Below are 18,879 nucleotides of genomic sequence, written 5' to 3' on the forward strand. Positions count from 1 at the left end.
GGCGCAGCTGGCGCAGAAGCTGCCGAACCTGGCCGGCGTCGCCGGCACGGTCGTGTTCCAGACCAAGGACGGCAAGCCGTTCACGGCGGAGCAACAGAAGGGCGTCAGCGACCTGCTGGCCGGCCTCAAGGGACATGACCGGGTGCGGGACGTCGTCGACCCGTTCACGGTGCAGCAGCAGCTTTCCGACCAGCGCAAGCAGTTAGCCGACGGGCAGAAGCAGGTCGACGACGGCAGGGCGCAGATCGCGGCCGGACGCCAGCAGATCGCCGCCGCGCAGCAGCAGCTGACCGCCGCGAAGACCGCCGCCGCGGGCAACCCGGCCGCGCTCGCCCAGATCAACCAGCAGCAGGCCCAGCTCGACGCGCAGACCAAGCAGCTGGACGCCGGCGAAGCGCAGATCGCCACCAAGTCCAAGCCGCTGGAGCAGGGCAAGCAGCTGCTCGACTTCTCCTCCAAGATCCGCACGGTCTCCACCGACGGCACCACCGCGACCGGCGTCGTGATGTTCTCCGACGACCAGTTCTCGCTGCCGCAGGAAGCCAAGGACAGCGTCGCCCACAAGCTGGACGCCGCGGCGATCCCGGGCGTGACGGTCGACTACTCGTCGGAGATCGCGCAGTCCACCAACGGTTTGATGGGCCCGGGCGAGATCACCGGCCTGATCGTGGCGGCCCTGGTGCTGCTGCTCATGCTGCGCACGCTGCTGGCCACCGTGCTGCCGCTGATCTCCTCGCTGATCGGGGTCGGCGTCGGTGTGGCCGGGGCGATGGCGTTCTCCGGCGTGGTCGACATGGCCTCGGTGACCCCGGTGCTGGGCCTGATGCTCGGCCTGGCCGTCGGCATCGACTACTCGTTGTTCATCGTCAACCGGCATCGACGGCAGCTGCGCGCGGGCATGGACGTGCACGAGTCGATCGGCCTGGCCAACGGCACCGCGGGCGGCGCGGTGGTCTTCGCCGGCGCCACGGTCATCGTCGCGCTGCTGGCGCTCAACGTCACCGGGATTCCGTTCCTGAGCGTGATGGGCGACGTCGGCGCGGTCTGTGTGGCCGTCGCCGTGCTGGTCGCGATCACGCTGCCGGCGGCGCTGCTGCGGATGGTCGGGCCGCGCCTGCTCACCAAGCGGATGCGGGCCGCGATCGGCAAGGACGAGCACGCCGAGGCTGCCCCGAAGCCGATGCCGACCTGGCGGGCCATCGTGACGGCGGGGCTGGCGATCGCGGCCCTGCTGGTGGTCGCCGCGCCCGCGCTGTCGATGCGGCTGGGCCTGCCCGACGGCTCCGCCCAGGACACGAACTCCACCGCGTACCGGACGTTCAAGACCGTCGCCGACAAGTTCGGCACCGGCGTCAACGGTCCACTGCTGATCACCGCGCAGACGCCCAAGCCGGTCGCCGCCGATGACGTGCTGGCCACTCAGGTCGACATCGCCCGTGTGCTGAGCCAACAGCCGGACGTGGTCGCGGTCGCCCCGGCGGCGGTGTCCGACATCAAGGACTTCTTTGCCTTCCAGGTGATTCCGGCCGACGGCCCGACCAGTGTGTCCACCGCGGACCTGGTGGCGCGGCTGCGTGCGCTGCCGACGCTGCCCGGCGGCATCACGCTCGGCGTCGCCGGCTCGGCCAGCGCCAACATCGACGTCTCGGACAAGCTGTCCGACGCGCTGCCCGTGTACCTGATCGTGGTGGTCGGCCTGTCGCTGCTGATCATGATCATCGTGTTCCGGTCGCTGCTGGTGCCGCTGATCGCCACCGCCGGCTATGTGCTGTCGCTGTTCGCCGCGTTCGGCGTGGTCGTCGCGGTCTACCAGTGGGGCTGGCTGTCGACGGTGTTCGGCGTGCACGATCCGGGGCCGGTGCTGGACTTCGCCCCGATCATCCTGATGGGCGTGTTGTTCGGCCTGGCCATGGACTACCAGCTGTTCCTGGTGTCCGGCATGCGTGAGGCGTACGTGCACGGCGTGCCGGCCCGCGCGGCCATCACCGCCGGCCTGCGCAACGGGCGGGCCGTGGTCACCGCGGCCGCGATCATCATGGTGGCGGTGTTCGGCGGCTTCGTCTTCTCCGAGCTGACCCTGGTCCGGCCGCTGGGCCTCGGCCTGGCCGTCGGCGTCCTGTTCGACGCCTTCGTGGTGCGGATGCTGCTGGTGCCGGCGCTGATGCACCTCACCGGCAAGGCGGTCTGGTGGCTGCCCCGCTGGCTGGACCGGTTGCTGCCCAACGTGGACGTCGAAGGCGCCGCGCTGGAGCGCAGCCACCCGCTGCCGGGCGCCGAGCCGGTGGTGGAGAAGGAACGGGAGACCGTGTCGAGCTGACACCGGAGCCTGGGGCCGGTCCGTGGCGACGCGGGCCGGCCTCAGCCCAGCTCCAGCACCTCGTCGCACAGGCCGTGCGGGTGCGGGCCGGACAGCACGACCGTGCCGCCCTCGGCGACGAAACGCTCCAGCACCAACCGAATCGTCAGCGCGGACTCCTCGTCCGCGTCACGGAAGGGCTCGTCGAGCACCAGCAGCGCGGGGCGGCCCAGCAGGGCGCGGGCCAGCATCAGCCGGCTGCGCATGCCCGCCGTGAGGTCCGAGACCCGGGCCATGGTCTGCTCGGCCAAGCCGGTCAACGTGAGCAGGTCCCAGGTCCGGACCACCACTTCCTCGGGGTCGAGCCCCTTGGCGGCGCTGGTCAGCGTCGCCCACGCCGTCAGGTCACCCCGCGGCCCGCTGCCGTCGAGCGGCGTGTTGGCCACCGACCGGATCACCCGCTGCCGGTCCTCCCACAGGTCGACGTCGAACACACGGACGGCGCCCTCGTCCGGCGGCAGTACCCCCGCCACCATGGCCAGCACCGTCGTCTTGCCGCTGCCGACCAGGCCGGTGACGGTCCCGGCGCGCACCTGGAAGGCGACGTCGTCCACCACGACCTGGTCGCCGAACTGCTTGCGCAGCCCGGAGACCTCGACCGCGGCGGCAGCGGCGGGGCGGGAAGCGAGCGGGGTGAGCGTCGACACCGAAGTGAACATGGCCTGACCTCCGAGAATCCGTCGTCTTTGGTGAGATCAACGCTAGAGGCGAGGCCTCGTCGGCACATCGGGAAGATCCCCCGGACCGGCCCTGAGGGACTTAACCCCACCCCCCTATTCAGAAGCCGCCATGTCGAGCCGACGCTGCACCTGGGCGGCGTCCGCGTCGCGCCCCTGACGCCGGTACAGCCGCAGCGCCTCCTGCCACAGCGCGCGGGCCTGGTCGTGCTGGCCGAGGGCGGCGTGCGGGGGACCGAGGCGGTCGAGGATGCTGGCGTACTCGTGGCTGTTGCCGAGGTGGCGGCGCAGGGCCAGGGCCTGCCGGTAGTGGTCGATGGCCGCGTGGTGGCGGCCGTGCTCGTGTTCGAGAGTGCCGAGCCGGTCGAGGCTGATGGCCACACCGGCGGCGTTGCCGTGCTCGCGGTGCAGGGCGAGCGCGGCGTGGAAGTGGCGGCGGGCGGCGTCGTGGTCGCCGAGACGGGCCGTGTGCCAGCCGATCGCGTTGTGTCCGTGGGCCACACACAGGGGCGTATCGAGGCGCTGTAAGAGGTGTAGTGCCTTTTGGGTGTGACGCAACGCCTGATGGTCGTCCAGCAGGCGGGCGATGGTCTGGTGGGCGTGGGCCAGTTCGTACGGGTTGTCGGCGGCAAGGTCGATGGCCTGCCGGAGGTGGCTCAGGGCCTCCTCGTGTCGGCCCACGGCGGCGCAGGCCTGGCCGAGGTGCCGGAGGGTGGCGGGGGTGGGCAGGCTCGACGCTGACCGCCAGACGGCGAGGCGGTCGTGGCGGTGGCCGCGCCGCTGTAGGAAGGTGTCCAGCGACATCGCCAGCCACCACACGGTGTGGTGCCGGCCCAGCCTCGCCGCGAGATGTTGGGCGGCGAGCAGCGTGGGGCGCTCGGCGTTGAACCACAGCATCGCCGCCCGGGCATCGGGCAGCTCCTGGACGTGAGGGCCGGGCGTGGGCGGAGCAAGCCCGGTCGGCCCTCGGTGGGCGTCCAACAGCAGGCCGGCGCGGTGAGCGGTGTGGGCGCAGTGGTCGAGCATGCGGTGTTGTGCCGGCGCGGTGTCGGATGCGCGCTGTGTGCCGTAAGCACGGATCAGGTCGTGCATCCGGTAGCGGCCACACGAGTCCTGATCCAGCAGCGACGCCTGCTCCAGGCCCCGCAACACCCGTTGCGCACGGCCGGGCGGCAGCCCGATCAGGTTGGCCGCCATGAGCAGGCTGATGTCCGGTCCGGGCGCGATGGCCAGCAGCCCGAACGCTTCGGCCTGCTCCTCGGTCAACGCCTCGTACGACCAGGACAGCACCGTGGGCAGGCTCGCGGACGGATCGTCGTCGGCCAGGCCGTCCAGGCCCGATTCCCGCAGCTCAGAGGCGGCAGCGGACAGCGAAAGGCCGGCCCGGCCGGCGATCACGCTCAGGGCCAGCGGCAGGCCGCCGCAGCGGTCGATCAGCTCGTCGACCGCCGTGCGCTCGGCGTGCACCCGGCTCGGCCCGAGGCGCACGGCCAGCAGGCCGCGGGCCTCGTCCTCGGAAAGCACCTCCAGCGGCACGCGGCGGGCGTCGTGGGCGGTGACCAGGCCCGTGAGGCGGTTCCGGCTGGTCACGACGACCGCGCACGCCTCGCCGCCGGGCAGCAGCGGGGTGATCTGCTCGGTGTTGGCGGCGTTGTCCAGCACCACCAGCATCCGGCGAGACGCGGTGAGGCTACGGAACAGTGCGGACCGGGCGTGTTCGTCGGGCGGCATGGCCCCCGCCCCGACGCCCAGGGCGGCGAGGAACCCGCGCAGCGCCGTCGACGGCGGCATCGGGCCGTTGTCGGGGCTGAAGCCGCGCAGGTCCACGAACAGCTGGCCGTCGGGGAACCGGTCGAGGTGACGGTGCGCCCAGCGCAGGGCCAGCCAGGTCTTGCCGAGGCCGCCGGCGCCGGTGACGGCCGTGAGCATCATCGTGCCGTCCGACCTCGCGGCGTCGAGCCCGGAGTCCAGCCGGCTCAGGTCCTCCTCGCGGCCCACGAACGACTTCGGCGCGGCCCGCAACTGCATGGGGGCCAACGATTCCGTGCGTGGGGGAGTGCCGGTCAGGACCTGGCCGTGCAGCTCCTGGAGCGGGCCGTTGGGCTCGGTGCCCAGCTCCTCGATCAACCGGGTCCGCACCTGCCGGTAGTGCTCCAGGGCGTCGGCCGTGCGGCCGATCTGGTGCAGGGCAAGCATGTACTGGCCCGCTACCCGTTCGTCCAGCGGATGCGCGCCGGCCCGCTCGGCCAGCTCGACCACCAGCTGCCCGCCATGGCCCAGGCGGAGGCGGGCGTCGGCCAGGTCGTGCTGCGCGGTCAGCCGCTCCCGGGCCAGCCGGGCGCGTTCGGCCTCGATCCATTCGCCGTCCAGACCGGTCAGCGCTTGCCCCTGCCACAGACTCAGGGCATCGGTCAGCAGCGCGACCGCCTGCTCGTCGTCGGCCGTGGTGCTCGCCGCGCACAGGTCGCGGAAGCGGTGCAGGTCCACCTCGGCGTGCAGGACGTAGCCGCCCGACCGGCGATCGATCGTCACGCCGTCGAGGGCGGACAGCACGCGCCGCAGCCGGGAGAGGTAGCTGTGCAGCGTCGCCCGGGCCCGTGGCGTGGCGTCGGGGCCCCACACCCGGTCGACGAGCAGGTCCACCGGCACCACCCGCCCGGCGTCGACCGCCAGCGCCGTCAGCACGCACCGTTGCCGCGGGATGCCCAGGGGCAGCGGCCGGCCGTCGGCCAGCGCGCCCACTTCCCCGAGCAGACGAACGACCACCGGAACCACCCCCGACCCCAGTGCTTATCCGTTTGAGCTGGCGCATGCAGAAACACTGCAAGAGATTCACACGAACGGCCCACCACTGTGATGCCCCGTGATCGAAAGGGGATTCTCGTGTTGACGAAAGCAACCCGCCGGTGGGGGACCGTGCTCGCGGCCCTCTGCCTGGCCCTGGCCGGAGTGATGGGCTTCTCCGGCAGCGCCTCGGCCGCACCGCCCAACTGCAACCACTCAGCCGGGCCGGGGGCCGTGGTAGACGCCCACTACATCGATATCCAGGGCAACGGCGCCCACATCGGCGCCGTGCAGCTGTGCACCCAGGGCGGCTACTACTGGGCTTATGTCCAGTTCTATGCCCCCATGGCGGCGGGCAACTACGGGCAGGCGGTCCTGTACCACTACACCAACGGGGTGCGAACCGGATCGTGGAACTGTGACGCTTCCGGCGGCAATGACCACGTGACGCCCGGGCAGGTCCAGTGCTGGACGCCTCGGATCCACCGTGGGTCCGCTGCCGACACGTTCTTGGCCTACGGCGAGGACTGTCTGGGCACCTACCCGAGCTGTGGCTTCCGCGATTCCTGGGGGTGGACACACATTACGGCGTGAGTGACATTCATGTCTGGCCGAACGCCGTGCCCGGGAGCGGAATCTCCCGGGCATGGCGTTGTGCGGCTCGGAATGGCAGTAGCCACCTGGCGGGGTGTGACCGTCGCATGGGCCGGAATGCGATCGAATCCGGCCTCTGTGCCGGCGGCAGGTAGACAACGCTGCCCGTTCGAACGCCGTTCCGCGCGGTGTCGCCGACCCGGGATTACCCTGATCTCGTTCCCTGACCCAGTGATTCCGAAGGGGACAGTGCTCTATGGACGGTGTGCCAGCCCGTTCGAACCGGTCGGTCCCCCCGCCGTCGGGCCCGACCGTGCGAAGCGGTGTCGGGCGTCGACAAGAGCCGACGCCCGACACCGTCGTGGCGTGGATCAGAAGGCGAGCGGCGGCACGTCCAGTCGATGGCCGGCCAGCGCGATGCGAAACCCCACGGGCGCGCCGAAGTCGATCATGTAGACCGCGTAGTCGCCGATGCCCAGATGGCCTTGCCGGTGACCTCGGTCAGCCGGTCGAAGGTGGGGTCGCCGGGCAGCGGGTCGGAGCGCGAGATAATGCTAACGTGTGTTGGGAGATTTCATGCGTTAGACCTGGGAGGCTGCGGTGAGCGTCGGCTATCGGACGGTCGAGGTGGACGGCCTGCGGGTGTTCTACCGGGAGGCGGGGCCGGTCGACGCGCCCACACTCCTGCTGCTGCACGGGTTCCCGTCCTCGTCGCGGATGTGGGAGCCGCTGCTGAGCCGGCTCGGCGACGCGTTCCACCTGGTGGCGCCGGACTATCCCGGCTTCGGGCACAGCGACGCCCCGGCCGACTTCGGCTACACCTTCGACCGCCTGGCCGAGGTGGTGGGCCGGTTCACCGAGGTGCTGGGGCTGGACCGCTACACGCTGGTGGTGCAGGACTACGGCGGCCCGGTCGGCTTCCGGCTGGCGGTGGCGCACCCGGAGCGGGTGCGCGCGATCGTGGTGCAGAACGCCGTCGCGCACGAGGACGGCCTCGGGCCGCTGTGGGAGACACGCAAGGCGTTCTGGGCCGACCGCGCGGCCCATGAGGCGGCGCTGCGGGAGAACTTCTTCAGCCCGGCCGCCACGCGGCTGCGGCACGTGGGCCACAGCCCGCACGTTGAGGCATACGACCCTGATCTGTGGACTGACGAGCAGGCCTTCCTGGACCGGCCGGGCCAGCGGGACATCCAGACCGACCTGTTCTACGACTACCGCACCAACGTGGCGAGCTACCCGGCCTGGCAGGAATGGCTGCGGGCGCACCGGCCGGCGCTGCAGGTGCTGTGGGGTCGGTACGACCCGTCCTTTCAGCAGGCCGAGGCGGAGGCGTACCGGCGGGACGTGCCGGATGCCGAGGTGCACGTGCTGGAGGCCGGCCACTTCCCCCTGGACGAGCGGCCGGACGAGATCGCCGGCCTGATGCGGCGCTTCCTGACGTCCGACTAATGGATAGGGTGGGGTGGTGACCATGAGTCCGACAGTGGAGCTGGTGCAGGCCACGGGCTTCCCGATGGGCGGGGAGCCGCTGGTCGCCCTCGACCTGGTCGACACGCACGCGTTGACGGCCGACCTGATCGCCGACCCCGAGCAGTACGACGCCTGGTGGAAGGTGCAGGCCGGGCGGCTCCCCGCTGGCGACCCGCCCGTCCCCGCTGCCGCCCGACGGCTGCGTGGCGTGCTGCGGTCGTTGTTCGAGGCGCACCTTGCCGGCGAGGAACCGGATCCGGCCTTGGTCGAGGACCTCAACGCCACTGCCGCCTCGGTGCCGACCAGTCCGCGGCTGGTCGGCTGGGGGAGCGCGGAAACCCGGTGGCACAACGACTTCGGCGGCAATCCGGCGTTGGCCTTCATCGCCGCCGAGGCCATCGGGCTGCTGGCCGACGCGGACCGGCTGGGCCGGCTCCGTCGGTGCGCCAGTCCGACGTGCTCGATGCTGTTCCTGGCCGAGAACAAGCGGCGCATCTGGTGCACCGCCAACATCTGCGGCAACCGCGCCCGCGTCGCCCGGCACTACGAGCGGGTCAAGGACGACGGTCCGAGACCCTGACCATGGCGCGGCGACGGCTTCTCCTGGCCACGAGACGTTCGACACGGCGGCTAGGGTCCGTGGCGTGGAGGAGTTCGCGGCACGGTTGCGGCAGGCGATAGCGGACCGCGGGCTGACGCTGGCCGGCCTGTCGCACCGGTTGGGTGGGCACGGGGTGTCGCTGAGCGCGGCGACCCTGTCGTACTGGGCGCGCGGCCTGCGACGGCCGGAAGGGCTGTCCTCGTTGGCGGCCGTGCGTGCGCTGGAGGACATTCTCCGTGTGCCGCAAGGCTCTCTGCTGTCCTGTGCCGAACGCGAGGCGCCGCAGCGGCGGGGGAGGGTCGGCGCCGCGCCGCTGCCGGTGGCCGATCTGTGGCCGACGGGAGACGCGGCGATCACACGGCTGATCGAGCGGATCGGCGTTCCCTACGAGGGTCGGCGCACGGTGAGCGTGCACGAACGGATGTGGATCGACGCGGCCGGGGCCGAGCAACGGGTGCGGGTGACGAGCGTGTTGGAGGCGACCAAGGACGGGATCGACCGGTTCCTCGTCATGCGCGACGACATCGAGGCGGTGCCCGAGCTGCGCATGGTCTCCGGCGGCCGGGTCGGACGCGTGTGCACGGACCGGCGTGGTCGGGTCCTCGTCGGCGAGGTGTGGCTGGACCAGCCGTTGAACCGCGGTCAGCGCACCGCGGTGGAGTACGAGCTGGACATCGGGGCGGACGGCCGCCGGACCGTGGACTGCACCCGGCGCTTCGCGAACCCGGTGCACCAGTACGTGCTTGAGGTCGCTTTCGACCCGACCGCCGTGCCTGTTCGCTGCTACCAGATCACCCCCGACGGCCCGGATCCGGTCGTCCCCATCGGCGCGGCCCACGCCGCTCGGTTGATCGTGCTCGACGGCAGAGCCGGCACTTTCGGGCTGCGGTGGGAATGGACGTGACCGCTCGTTAACCGTCAACCCGGCGCGGGCGGAGTGAACAGGATGAACGGCGAGGCCTACTCATCCCCTTCGCACAGGCCGTTGCGGTGCCTACCTTGCAAGGCGTGGCTCAATGGCGAGCCGGAGAGGTGGGTCAAACCCATGGGTGCGGGAAAAGCACTGTGGCGTAGGAAACTGCTGTCCATCGCGAGCGGGGCGGCGCTGGCCGGTTCGGTTCTGGCGTTGTCCGTCGGACCGGCCGCGGCCTCCGCCGGGGATCCGCAGGCTGGGGCCAACGGCGTGGCCGCCGACACCGGGCATCCACAAGCCGAGATCGACGGCGTGGCATCGGCATTCGGGCTCACAACCGACCAAGCCCGGGCCCAATTGGCCGCCCAGGACGCTGCCCATCGCGTCGCGGCGGCCCTGCCGGCGGGTGTGCGGGCGCACTCGGCCGGGTACTGGTTCGACGCCGCCGCCGGCAAACTCGTCGTCGCGGTGACGACTCCGGCCGCCGCCGACGAGGCCCGTGCGGCGGGGGCCGAGGCGCAAACGGTTGCCCGCAGCCAGAACGACCTCGACCGCACCACCGCCGCCGTCCGAAAGCTGGTCGGTGCCGGTGTGCCAGGCGTGTTCGGCTGGGGCGTCGACGTCCGGAACAACTCCGTCACGGTGTCGGTCGACCGGACCCGAAGCACAGCCGTGACGGCGGTTTTCCTGGCCCAGGCAAGGGATCTGGGCGTCACGATCACCGAGACCGACTCCTCGCCGCGGCCGCAGTCGGGCACCGTGCAGACCGGCAGCCCCTGGTGGCCGGGCAGCGAGAGCAACTGCTCGGTCGGCTTCGGAGTGACGGATTCCGTCGGCGGCAAGGGCTTTCTCACCGCCGGCCACTGCACCAACGACGTCGACCAGCCGGCGTACGGCGCGTCCGGACAGCAGAACCGGGTCGGCACGTCCAATGTGGGCGGCACCCACAGCGTCAACGCGCACGAGGGCGACATGGGCCTGGTCGCCGTCACCGAGCCGGGTTGGACCGTCTCGCCCGTGGTCAACACCTGGGGCCAGCCCGCCGTCACCGTCTCCGGCGCGGTCGACGCCATGGTCGGCGACCGCGTCTGCCACTCCGGCAACACGTCGCACTGGCAGTGCGGGGAGGTGAAGTACACGCACAAGTCCGTGGACTACGGCGGAAACGTCGTCGACGACCTCACCTGGACCACCGCCTGTTCCCTCGGCGGCGACTCCGGCGGCGGCTGGCTGGTCGGCGACAAGGCGGCCGGGCTGCACTCCGGCGGGCCGTCGCAGTGCGTGCAGAACCCGGGCGACGGCGACATGTCGATCTTCCAGCCGGTGCTGGAGGCGCTCGGCAAGTGGCAGCTCACGCTCGTGACCGGCGGCGGTGGCAGCGACTCCACGCCGCCGACCGTTCCCGGCAGTCCCCGGATCACCGGCACCAGCGCCACCAGCGTCTCGTTGGCCTGGGACGCCTCGACCGACAACGTCGGCGTCACCGGCTACGACGTCTACAACGGCTCATCCCTGGCCGCCAGCGTCGCCCAGACCTCCGCGACGGTGACCGGCCTGAACCCCGACACCGCCTACACCTTCACCGTCAAGGCCCGCGACGCCGCCGGCAACGCCTCTCCCGCGAGCACCGCCGTCGCCGCCCGCACCCAGGCCGGCGGCAGCGACGGCCGCACGCTCACCAACGACACCGACTACCCGATCCGCGGCTACCAGACCGTTTCCAGCCCCATCACGTCGACCTTGACCGGCCGGGTGGCCGCCACCCTCACCGTCGGCGTGACGATCCAGTACGCCTGCGCCGAGGACCTCGCCGTCACCCTCGTCGACCCCAACGGCTGGTCCTACTGGCTCAAGAACTCGGGCGGCTCCGGCTGTACGCCCTGGACCGGCGCGAAGACGTTCAGCGCGAGCAGTTTCTCCTCACCGGCCGGCGGCCAGTGGCAGCTGCGGGTCACCGATCGAGGCAGTCGAGGCACGGGGTTGTTGGACAGCTGGTCGCTGACGCTCTGAGCGCGTTCACACGGCGAGGCGGAACACGGGCCAGCCGATCTCGGTGCGCCATGCCGCGGGATCCGGGTCGTCGCCTGGACCGACCAGATAGGTCTCGTGCACGGGGCCGTCGACGGCCAGGGCATGTTCGACGACCCAGGCGCCGAGACGGCCGTAGGTGACGTCGATGTCGTCGTGGGGTCCACAATGGACCACCACGGCGAGCTCGGCGGCCGGGAGGTTCACGGGCGTCACCCGGCCCTGCCGAGGGGGATCGGCCACGGGGCGGTAGACCAGCACCGAGCCCCGGCCACCGGTGAACAACTCGTTGGCGTAGTGGCCGCCCGGCGGCCCGAGCGGCGGGCGATCCCCGAGCGCGGCGTCGAGTTCGGCCATGGCCTCGGCGTACCAGGACAGGACGTCGTCGCGGTCGACCACACCCTCGACCGCGGCGACGGTCCGGGCGGCCACCGGGCGAAGCTCGACCGGCAGCCCGCCGTCGTCGGGACGCAGCAGCTGACGCAGGGAGACCACGGCGGCCCGGGTGCGGGCCAGCTCCGCCTCCAGCCGCCGCAGATGCCCGCCCACCAGGTCCGCGCGCTCCGACGGATCCTCGGTCGCCAGGATCTTGGCCACGTCGGCCAGCGGCACGTCCAGCTCGCGCAGCCGATGGATCACCTGGGCGGTGGGGATCTGCTCGCCGGCGTAGTAGCGGTAGCCGCTGCCGGGGTCGACCGAGGCCGGCTCCAGCAGCCCGGACTCGTGGTAGCGGCGCAGGGTTCGCACGCTCAGGTGCGTCAGCTGAGCGAACTCGCCGATCGTCAATCCGCGGACCATGCCCCCACTCTGCCCGACGGATTTGACCCTCCCCCTACGGGAGGCCCCACCGTGTGAACCATGAACGACGAAGAACTGCCCGCGGTGATCACCCGCTACCTGACCGCCCACCACGCCCGCGACCTGGACCCCGCGTTGGCCTGCTACACCGATGACGCCGTGGTCGTCGACGAGGGCAGGACCTACCGCGGCCACGACGAGATCCGCGCCTGGCTGTCCCGCTCGGCCAACGAGTACAAGTACACCATCGAGCTCACGGGCACCGAACGAGTCGACGACCGGCACTACGTCGCCGTGCACCATCTGGAGGGAAATTTCCCCGGCGGCGTCGTCGACCTGCGCTTCCGCTTCACCCTGACTGACTTCGACTCGGACGGCGCACACATCGCCGAGCTGGTGATCGAGCCGTGACGCCGGCGGTCAGTGCAGGCGGCGGTGCAGGTTCTCCATGCGGGAGTCGAGCTGCGCGGCCAGCGCGGCGACATCGGTGAGCTCGGTGGCGAAGTCGGCCGGCACCTGGCTGTCGTACTTGTAGAACAGCTTGTGCTCCAGGGTGGCCCAGAAGTCCATGGCGATGGTGCGCAGCTGCACCTCCACCTTGACCCGCTCGACCCGGTCGGAGAGGAACACCGGGATACGCACGATCAGGTGCAGGCTGCGGTAGCCGTTGTCCTTGGGGACGGCGACGTAGTCCTTGCGCCGCAGCAGCTCCACGTCGTCGTGGCCGGTCAGCATGTCGGCCACCTGGTAGACGTCGGAGACGAACGGGCACACCACCCGCACCCCGGCCACGTCGTCGAGGCCCTCGGCGATCGCCGCCAGGTCGGCGGCCAGGCCGCGGCGCAGCGCCTTGGCCGCGATGGCCTCGGGCCGCTTGACACGGCTCGTGATGTGCTCGATCGGGTCGTGCCGGTGGGTGAGGTCGAACTCCTCGCTCAGGATGCGGAGCTTGGTCATGAGTTCCTCGATGGCGAACTTGTACACCAGCAGGAACCCGGGCTGCTGTCGGATCGCGTCCGTCACGGACTCATCCAGCAACGCGTCGCCACTCATCGGACTCCGTCACACCCCGCTCCGGTCGACCCTCACGAACCACGATACCGGCTCGCCCGGCGGCGCCCGTTCGAGTGACCAGGGCGTTCGTGTGACCAGCGTTGTCAGGCCACCTCTACTCGCGCCCGGTCGACGTGGAAGTAGGTGTAGCCGCTGATGACCGCGCACACGGCCGTCGTCGCCAGCAGCAGCTGCGCCCCGCTGGTGGCCAGGGCGAGCAGGCCGCCGACAAACGCGCCCACGATGAAGGAGACATAGACAATGGCATAACCGAGCCACTCGAAGACGGTGCCGCCGCTGATGTGGCGCTCGATGCCCTGACCCAGTTTCACGAGGGTTCCGGTGACATAGCTGAGCGGAATGGACACCTCGCCGTTGCGCACGAAGGAGACGTTCAGCGCGCCCATGCCGAACGAGATCAGGGCGATCGGAGTGAACGTCACATCACGCCCGGTCCAGCCGTTCAGTTCCAGGTCGAACATCGTGGCCAGCACCAGCGCCACGGTGGTGACCACGGTGGCGCCGTGGGCGTGGCGCTTCCAGAGATGGCGTCGCAGCAGGGAAGCGACCACGACACCGGCCAGGAAGGCGGCGATCAGCGCGGTCGAGGCCAACGCCAGGTGCGGGGTGCCGGAAAAGTAGCCGAGGACCGATCGCTCCGTATTTCCGGTCATGAAGGTGACGAAATACCCGGAGCTGTGGGTGAATGCCGTCGCCCCCGTCATCCCGGCCAGTCCGGAAAGCAGCCACGACAGGGTCGTCTCATTGTCAAAACGTCGACGCACGGCGCCGACCTTATCCCGGGAGAACGGAGGTCGCCATGTGAGAAATGCCGCGGTGACGCCGGGCACGCTCGTGGTCTCCCCAACGGGCGAGCCGGTTTGCCCCTGAGGTGTCCTCGACGGCCGCCGCCGACCCGGTGGAAAACGCTAAGGTCGGAGCCGGAGGCTCGCGGCGGTAGGGGGACCATGCGGAAGCTCGGGTTGAGGTCGTGCTGCGTCGTCGTGCTGGCGGCGGCGGTGAGTCCGCTGGTGGTGCCCGCGGTCAGCGCCGGGGCCGACGACGCCCCGACGACGGTGGCCGGCCTGGTCGGCCGCTACCTCGATCTGAGCCACCAGGCCGAACGCGTCAACGAGCAGCTGCTCAAGGCTCAGGAGCAGGCCAACACCCTGCGGCAGCAGGCCGCGGACGCCGACGCCGCCTTCCGGGCGGCCGACGGCAGCTGGAAGGACGCGGTGCGGCAGGCCGACCAGCTGGTGGCCGACCGCAAGCAGCGGGCGGCGTTACTCCGGGCCCTGGTGCCGGCCAACAGCGTCGCCGCGGTGCTGAACAGCGCCAGCCAGGACCAGTTCGCCTCGGCCTCGATCGTCGCCGCCCTGGCCCACGGAGCCGACGACGCCGTGCAGTCGGCGACCGCCCAGACCCTGGCCCAGACGTCCAAGGCCCGCGAGGCGGCCGAGCACCAGCAGGCCGCCGCGGCCAAGGCCGCCAAGGCGGCGACCGACACCGAGAGCAAGGTCAGCGCGCAGCGGTCCGACCTGGACAAGCGGGTCACCCAGGTGCGGTCGGCGTTGAACGCCCTGCCGCCCGACCAGCTTTCCCTGTTGCAGGGCGGCGGTGCGGCCCAGAACGTGGCGGTGCCCCCGGGTGCCGTCGGCGCAGCGCTGCGCTTCGCCCTGGCCCAGATGGGCAAGCCGTACGAGTGGGGCGGCGTCGGTCCGCGGGCCTACGACTGCTCCGGCCTCGTCCAGACCTCCTACGCCGCCGCCGGCGTCCACCTGCCCCGCGTCGCCGCCGACCAGGCCCTCGTCGGCCTGGCCGTGTCACGCGCCGACGTCCGGGCCGGCGACCTGATCTACTTCTACCAGCCCGTCCAGCACGTGGCCCTGGCCATCGACCACAACCGGGCCATCCAGGCCGCCACCTTCGGCGAGCCCGTCAAGATCAGCCCTATCGACGCCATCGGCCCGATCACCGTCATCCGCCGCCTCGTCACGAACTGACGCGTCGGGCCCGCCGCGCGCGGCCAGATAGTCCGTCAGCCGCGCGACGGTCGGCGCCTCGAACACCGCGCGCAGCGGCACTTCCAGGCCGAGTTCGGCTCGGATCCGGCCGACGAGCCGTACGGCCAGCAGCGAATGGCCGCCGAGGGCGAAGAAGTCGTCGTCGATGCCGACCCGGTCGCGCCGCAGTGTCGAGGCGACGAGCTCGGCCAGCGCCCGTTCCCGCTCGGTGCGGGGCGTGCGATGGCCGCTCGTCGCCCGTCGGGGCGCGGGCAGCGCCGCGCGGTCGAGCTTTCCGTTGGGAGTCAACGGCAACCGCTCCAGCAGGACGAACGCGGCCGGAATCATGTAGTCCGGCAGCCGATCGGCGACGAATCGACGCAGCTTGCGGTCGTCCGGCGCGTTGCCCGGGTCGGTCGGGACCACGTAGGCGACGAGCCGGTTGCCGTCGGGCCCGGGCCGCGCCGATATGACGGCGTTGGTGACGCCGGGATGGGCGGCGAGGGTGGTTTCGACCTCGGCGGGCTCGACCCGGAACCCACGGATCTTCACCTGTGTGTCGGTGCGGCCGGCGATCTCCAGTTGGCCCTGGGCGTTCCAGCGGGCCAGATCACCGGTGCGGTACATGCGCTGTCCGGGCGGTCCGAAGGGATCGGCGACGAACCGTTCCGCGGTGAAGCCGGGGCGGTGACGGTAGCCGCGCGCGATGGCGCCGGCGACGTACAGCTCGCCGGTGACACCGGGCGGCGCCGGGCGAAGGCCGGGACCTAGGACGTAGCCGCGGGTGCCGCCGAGTGGCCGGCCGATGGGCACGGCGGCGCCCTTATGCTCAGAATAGTGGAGCCAATGAACTCTAGAACAATGTCACTGAAGCACCATAAGCGGTTATTCGCCCCCCCGTGTATAGCTAGGTGGCTTGAGAATTTTGGGGGGTGGACGAATTCGGGGCGAGAATACATTATTTGATTCGAGCCGTAAGGCTGAGGACAATAATAGGAGGCTTCAGATCGGCCGGGACGACGTAGGCCGTGGCGTAGAAGCTTTCCGTCTGTCCGTAGGCATTGACCACCCGCACGTCGGGGAAGGCCGCACGGACCCGGCGGGCCAGCGTGGCCGACAGCGCGTCCCCGGCGAACACCGCGGTGTCCACATCGACCTTGCCGGCCAGCTGGTCCAGCACGGCGGTGAAGATGGACGGGACGGTGTGCAGCGTGCTGCCCGTCCAGTGGCGGCGTTCGCCGAGTTCGAGGATGTCGCGCGCGAGGTCGAGGGTGGCGCCGGTGGTGAGGGCGGTGAAGATCTCGAAGACGGAGACGTCGAAGTTGATGGAGGTCGCGGCCAGCATCCGCGATCCGGCCCGCAGGCCGACCACCTCGGCGAGGCAGCGGATGTCGTTGACGACAGTGGCGTGGGTGATGGCCACGCCCTTGGGAGTGCCGGTGGATCCGGAGGTGTACATCAGGTAGGCGGTGTTGTCCGGGCGCAGCGGCGCCACCCGGTCGGCGTCGGTGAGGTCGGTTCCGTCGCCGTGATCCAGGTCGAGGTCGTCGAGCAGCCGGCACGGCCGGTCGGTGTCCGGCAGGACGGAGCGGGTGTCCCGGTCCGTGATGATCACGTCGGGTGCGGCGTCGGACAGCATGAAGCCCAGGCGTTGGCTGGGATAGCGCGGATCGATCGGCAGATACGCCGCGCCCGACACCAGGATGCCCAGCAGGGTGGTGACCAGGTCCGCCGTGCGGGGCAGGGACACGCCCACGACCGACTCGGGGCCGATGCCCTCGGCGGCCAGGTGTCGGGCCAGCCGGTTGGCCCGGGCATGCAGTTCCCGGTAGGTCAGGACGGTCGCCCCGCACTCCACGGCGATCGCGTCCGGGAAAGCGGCCGACCGCCGTCGCGCGAGTTCGGCCACGGTGACCTCGGGGGGATCAGTGGCCGTGCCAGCCAAGTGGGTCAGGCGCGTGCGTTCGGCCGGGGTCAGCACGTCAACGGTGGCCACCGGCAGGTCCGGGTCGGCCACGACCTGCCGCACCACCCGCAGCAGTCGGTCGGCCATCGCCACCACCGACGCGCGATCGAACAGATCGGCGGCGTAGTCGATGGCGCCCGACGCGTCCGGTCCCACCATGAGGCGGATATCCAGATCGACCATGGCGGTGGCACCGGGGGCCGGCTCGCGCGACACCAGCAGGCCCGGCAGACTGAACTCCTGCGGCGTGGTGACGGTGAGCATCACCTGGAACAGCGGGTGGTAGGCGAGGGAACGCTCGGGGTCGAGGACCTCGACCAGGCGCGCGAACGGCACATCCCGATGGGCCGCGGCGGCCACCGACTTGGCGCGGACCCGGTGGAGCAGATCGGCGAACGACGTATTGCCGGCCAGGTCGACGCGCAACAGCCAGGTGTCGGCGACCGGCCCGACAAGGCCGGCGATCCCGTCGAACGTCTTCCCGGCACTGCCTTCGGACGTGTCCCGGGCGCGGCCGGCGACCGGTGTGCCGAGGGGGATGTCCGTGCCGCAGCCGAGTTGGCCGAGCAGCACGGCCAAGGCCGCCTGGAAGACCATCTCGACGGTCACGCCCCGGTCGGCGGCCAGCCGCTCGGCCGCTGCCAGCACCGTGGGGTCGACGGCGAACTCCACCAGGTCGCGCCGGTGGCTCATGGCCGGCGGATGCGGCCGGTCGGTCGGCAGGGGCAGCGGTGACGGCACGCCGGCCAGTTCGGCCTGCCAGTACGCGGCCTGCGCCGCCTGAGGGCTCGTCGGATCGGACTCGTCGCCCAGCAGTTTCCGTTGCCACACCGCGTAATCGGCATAACTCGCGGCCGGTTCGGCCCACTGCGGGCGGCGGCCGGCGATGCGCGCCGAGTACGCGGCGGCCAGATCGCGGGCCACCGTCGCGATGGACTCGTCGTCCGCCGCGATGCGGTGGGTCACCAGCACCAGCACGTGATCGTCCGACGCCGATGCCAGCAGGCACGCGCGAACCGGAATCTCGGCGGTCAGGTCGAATCGGCGGCCGGACACCTCTGCCACGGCCGCGGCGACCCGGCGCGGCTCGACCACCAACACCGGCACGTCGAACTGGACGTCACCCATCGGCAGCACCCGCTGACCGGGCCGGGCGTCGTCGTCCTCGACGAAGGTCGTGCGCAGGCTGTCGTGCCGCGCCACCACATCGCGGACCGCCCCGGCCAACGCGGCCACGTCCAGGCGGCCGGCGACGCGCAGGGCGACGGTGACATTGTGGGCCGCGGCGGTGTCGTCGAACTTGTGCATGAACCACGACCGACGCTGCGCGAACGACAATGGAACCATACGCGCCCACTCCTTGCGAGTATCACGACCGGCGAACGCGAAATTGGCGGCGAATTAGCGTGCGCCACCCCCGGCCGGAGCGTACCAACCCCACGGCGACATACCAAGGGGGCCGGACGGTTTACGCTGGTCACGGGGTAGTCCCGGGCTATTGACGGCCGTCCTGGCGACGGGACAACACTTCTCGAGGACCTCGGCGGAATGTACCGTCCATCGGGTTCGTGACGTCCGGTCAATTCGAACGTGAAGCAAGCAGGGAATCAACAGGAAAGCAAGGAGTGTTGCGTGC

The 18,879-nt window shown here is 71.0% G+C and carries 14 protein-coding genes and 1 pseudogene; 8 read left to right on the forward strand and 7 right to left on the reverse strand.

Translation table 11 applies throughout. The annotated features are described in order from the left end of the window. A partial coding sequence (locus KUTG_RS45825) for an MMPL family transporter (protein WP_052396198.1) occupies positions 1-2,317 on the forward strand: 2,317 nt, incomplete at its 5' end. 41 nt (positions 2,318-2,358) lie between these two features. On the opposite strand, the gene KUTG_RS45830 is transcribed toward KUTG_RS45825, so the two are convergent. Continuing rightward, positions 2,359-3,015 (reverse strand): ATP-binding cassette domain-containing protein, encoded by a 657-nt coding sequence (locus tag KUTG_RS45830; RefSeq protein ID WP_052396199.1) that lies wholly within the window; start codon positions 3,013-3,015, stop codon positions 2,359-2,361. Positions 3,016-3,129: 114 nt separating this feature from the next. Continuing rightward, positions 3,130-5,799, reverse strand: coding sequence for an AfsR/SARP family transcriptional regulator (locus KUTG_RS45835; protein ID WP_157495258.1), 2,670 nt, complete (start codon positions 5,797-5,799; stop codon positions 3,130-3,132). Positions 5,800-5,916: 117 nt separating this feature from the next. Here KUTG_RS45835 and KUTG_RS45840 point away from each other — a divergent pair, with 117 nt between their 5' ends. The 5 genes from KUTG_RS45840 (at position 5,917) to KUTG_RS45860 (ending at position 11,405) form a co-directional block, all read left to right on the forward strand. Beyond that, on the forward strand, positions 5,917-6,411 hold the full coding sequence (locus tag KUTG_RS45840) for a hypothetical protein (protein WP_043726205.1): 495 nt from the start codon (positions 5,917-5,919) through the stop codon (positions 6,409-6,411). Between the two features lie 600 nt (positions 6,412-7,011). Further along, a complete protein-coding gene (locus KUTG_RS45845) occupies positions 7,012-7,860 on the forward strand; it encodes an alpha/beta fold hydrolase (RefSeq protein WP_084580583.1) in 849 nt (282 codons plus the stop codon). 22 nt (positions 7,861-7,882) lie between these two features. Then, positions 7,883-8,461 (forward strand): CGNR zinc finger domain-containing protein, encoded by a 579-nt coding sequence (locus tag KUTG_RS45850; protein WP_157495259.1) that lies wholly within the window; start codon positions 7,883-7,885, stop codon positions 8,459-8,461. A gap of 64 nt (positions 8,462-8,525) precedes the next feature. Then, positions 8,526-9,386, forward strand: coding sequence for a helix-turn-helix domain-containing protein (locus KUTG_RS45855; protein WP_052396201.1), 861 nt, complete (start codon positions 8,526-8,528; stop codon positions 9,384-9,386). Positions 9,387-9,527: 141 nt separating this feature from the next. Then, positions 9,528-11,405 (forward strand): fibronectin type III domain-containing protein, encoded by a 1,878-nt coding sequence (locus tag KUTG_RS45860; RefSeq protein ID WP_052396202.1) that lies wholly within the window; start codon positions 9,528-9,530, stop codon positions 11,403-11,405. A gap of 6 nt (positions 11,406-11,411) precedes the next feature. On the opposite strand, the gene KUTG_RS45865 is transcribed toward KUTG_RS45860, so the two are convergent. Continuing rightward, positions 11,412-12,221, reverse strand: a complete 810-nt coding sequence (locus tag KUTG_RS45865) for a MerR family transcriptional regulator (protein WP_043726207.1) — start codon at positions 12,219-12,221, stop codon at positions 11,412-11,414. Between the two features lie 60 nt (positions 12,222-12,281). Between KUTG_RS45865 and KUTG_RS45870 the strand changes: the two genes are divergently transcribed. Continuing rightward, positions 12,282-12,632 (forward strand): YybH family protein, encoded by a 351-nt coding sequence (locus KUTG_RS45870; RefSeq protein ID WP_043726208.1) that lies wholly within the window; start codon positions 12,282-12,284, stop codon positions 12,630-12,632. Positions 12,633-12,641: 9 nt separating this feature from the next. On the opposite strand, the gene KUTG_RS45875 is transcribed toward KUTG_RS45870, so the two are convergent. Both KUTG_RS45875 and KUTG_RS45880 read right to left on the reverse strand, forming a co-directional pair. Continuing rightward, a complete protein-coding gene (locus KUTG_RS45875) occupies positions 12,642-13,274 on the reverse strand; it encodes a GTP pyrophosphokinase (RefSeq protein ID WP_043726211.1) in 633 nt (210 codons plus the stop codon). A 104-nt stretch (positions 13,275-13,378) separates the two neighbouring features. Further along, a complete protein-coding gene (locus tag KUTG_RS45880) occupies positions 13,379-14,125 on the reverse strand; it encodes a YoaK family protein (protein ID WP_232241293.1) in 747 nt (248 codons plus the stop codon). A 117-nt stretch (positions 14,126-14,242) separates the two neighbouring features. Between KUTG_RS45880 and KUTG_RS64695 the strand changes: the two genes are divergently transcribed. Beyond that, a complete protein-coding gene (locus tag KUTG_RS64695; RefSeq protein WP_157495260.1) occupies positions 14,243-15,277 on the forward strand; it encodes a C40 family peptidase in 1,035 nt (344 codons plus the stop codon). Between the two features lie 36 nt (positions 15,278-15,313). On the opposite strand, the pseudogene KUTG_RS57350 reads toward KUTG_RS64695, so the two are convergent. Both KUTG_RS57350 and KUTG_RS45890 read right to left on the reverse strand, forming a co-directional pair. Continuing rightward, positions 15,314-15,904 (reverse strand): annotated as a pseudogene (locus tag KUTG_RS57350) (phosphopantetheine-binding protein); the annotation flags it as partial. A gap of 331 nt (positions 15,905-16,235) precedes the next feature. After that, positions 16,236-18,590 (reverse strand): non-ribosomal peptide synthetase, encoded by a 2,355-nt coding sequence (locus KUTG_RS45890; RefSeq protein WP_052396203.1) that lies wholly within the window; start codon positions 18,588-18,590, stop codon positions 16,236-16,238. Between the last annotated feature and the right edge of the window lie 289 nt (positions 18,591-18,879).

It is taken from the genome of Kutzneria sp. 744 (assembly GCF_000568255.1).
Classification (GTDB): domain Bacteria; phylum Actinomycetota; class Actinomycetes; order Mycobacteriales; family Pseudonocardiaceae; genus Kutzneria.

What these genes read in the sequence shown, in the direction of transcription:
- KUTG_RS45830 (WP_052396199.1), bottom strand. Translation starts at nt 3,015, where the DNA reads ATGTTCACTTCGGTGTCGACGCTCACCCCGCTCGCTTCCCGCCCCGCC.
- KUTG_RS45850 (WP_157495259.1), top strand. Translation starts at nt 7,883, where the DNA reads ATGAGTCCGACAGTGGAGCTGGTGCAGGCCACGGGCTTCCCGATGGGC.
- KUTG_RS45860 (WP_052396202.1), top strand. Translation starts at nt 9,528, where the DNA reads ATGGGTGCGGGAAAAGCACTGTGGCGTAGGAAACTGCTGTCCATCGCG.
- KUTG_RS45865 (WP_043726207.1), bottom strand. Translation starts at nt 12,221, where the DNA reads ATGGTCCGCGGATTGACGATCGGCGAGTTCGCTCAGCTGACGCACCTG.
- KUTG_RS45870 (WP_043726208.1), top strand. Translation starts at nt 12,282, where the DNA reads ATGAACGACGAAGAACTGCCCGCGGTGATCACCCGCTACCTGACCGCC.
- KUTG_RS45875 (WP_043726211.1), bottom strand. Translation starts at nt 13,274, where the DNA reads ATGAGTGGCGACGCGTTGCTGGATGAGTCCGTGACGGACGCGATCCGA.
- KUTG_RS64695 (WP_157495260.1), top strand. Translation starts at nt 14,243, where the DNA reads ATGCGGAAGCTCGGGTTGAGGTCGTGCTGCGTCGTCGTGCTGGCGGCG.
- KUTG_RS45890 (WP_052396203.1), bottom strand. Translation starts at nt 18,590, where the DNA reads ATGGTTCCATTGTCGTTCGCGCAGCGTCGGTCGTGGTTCATGCACAAG.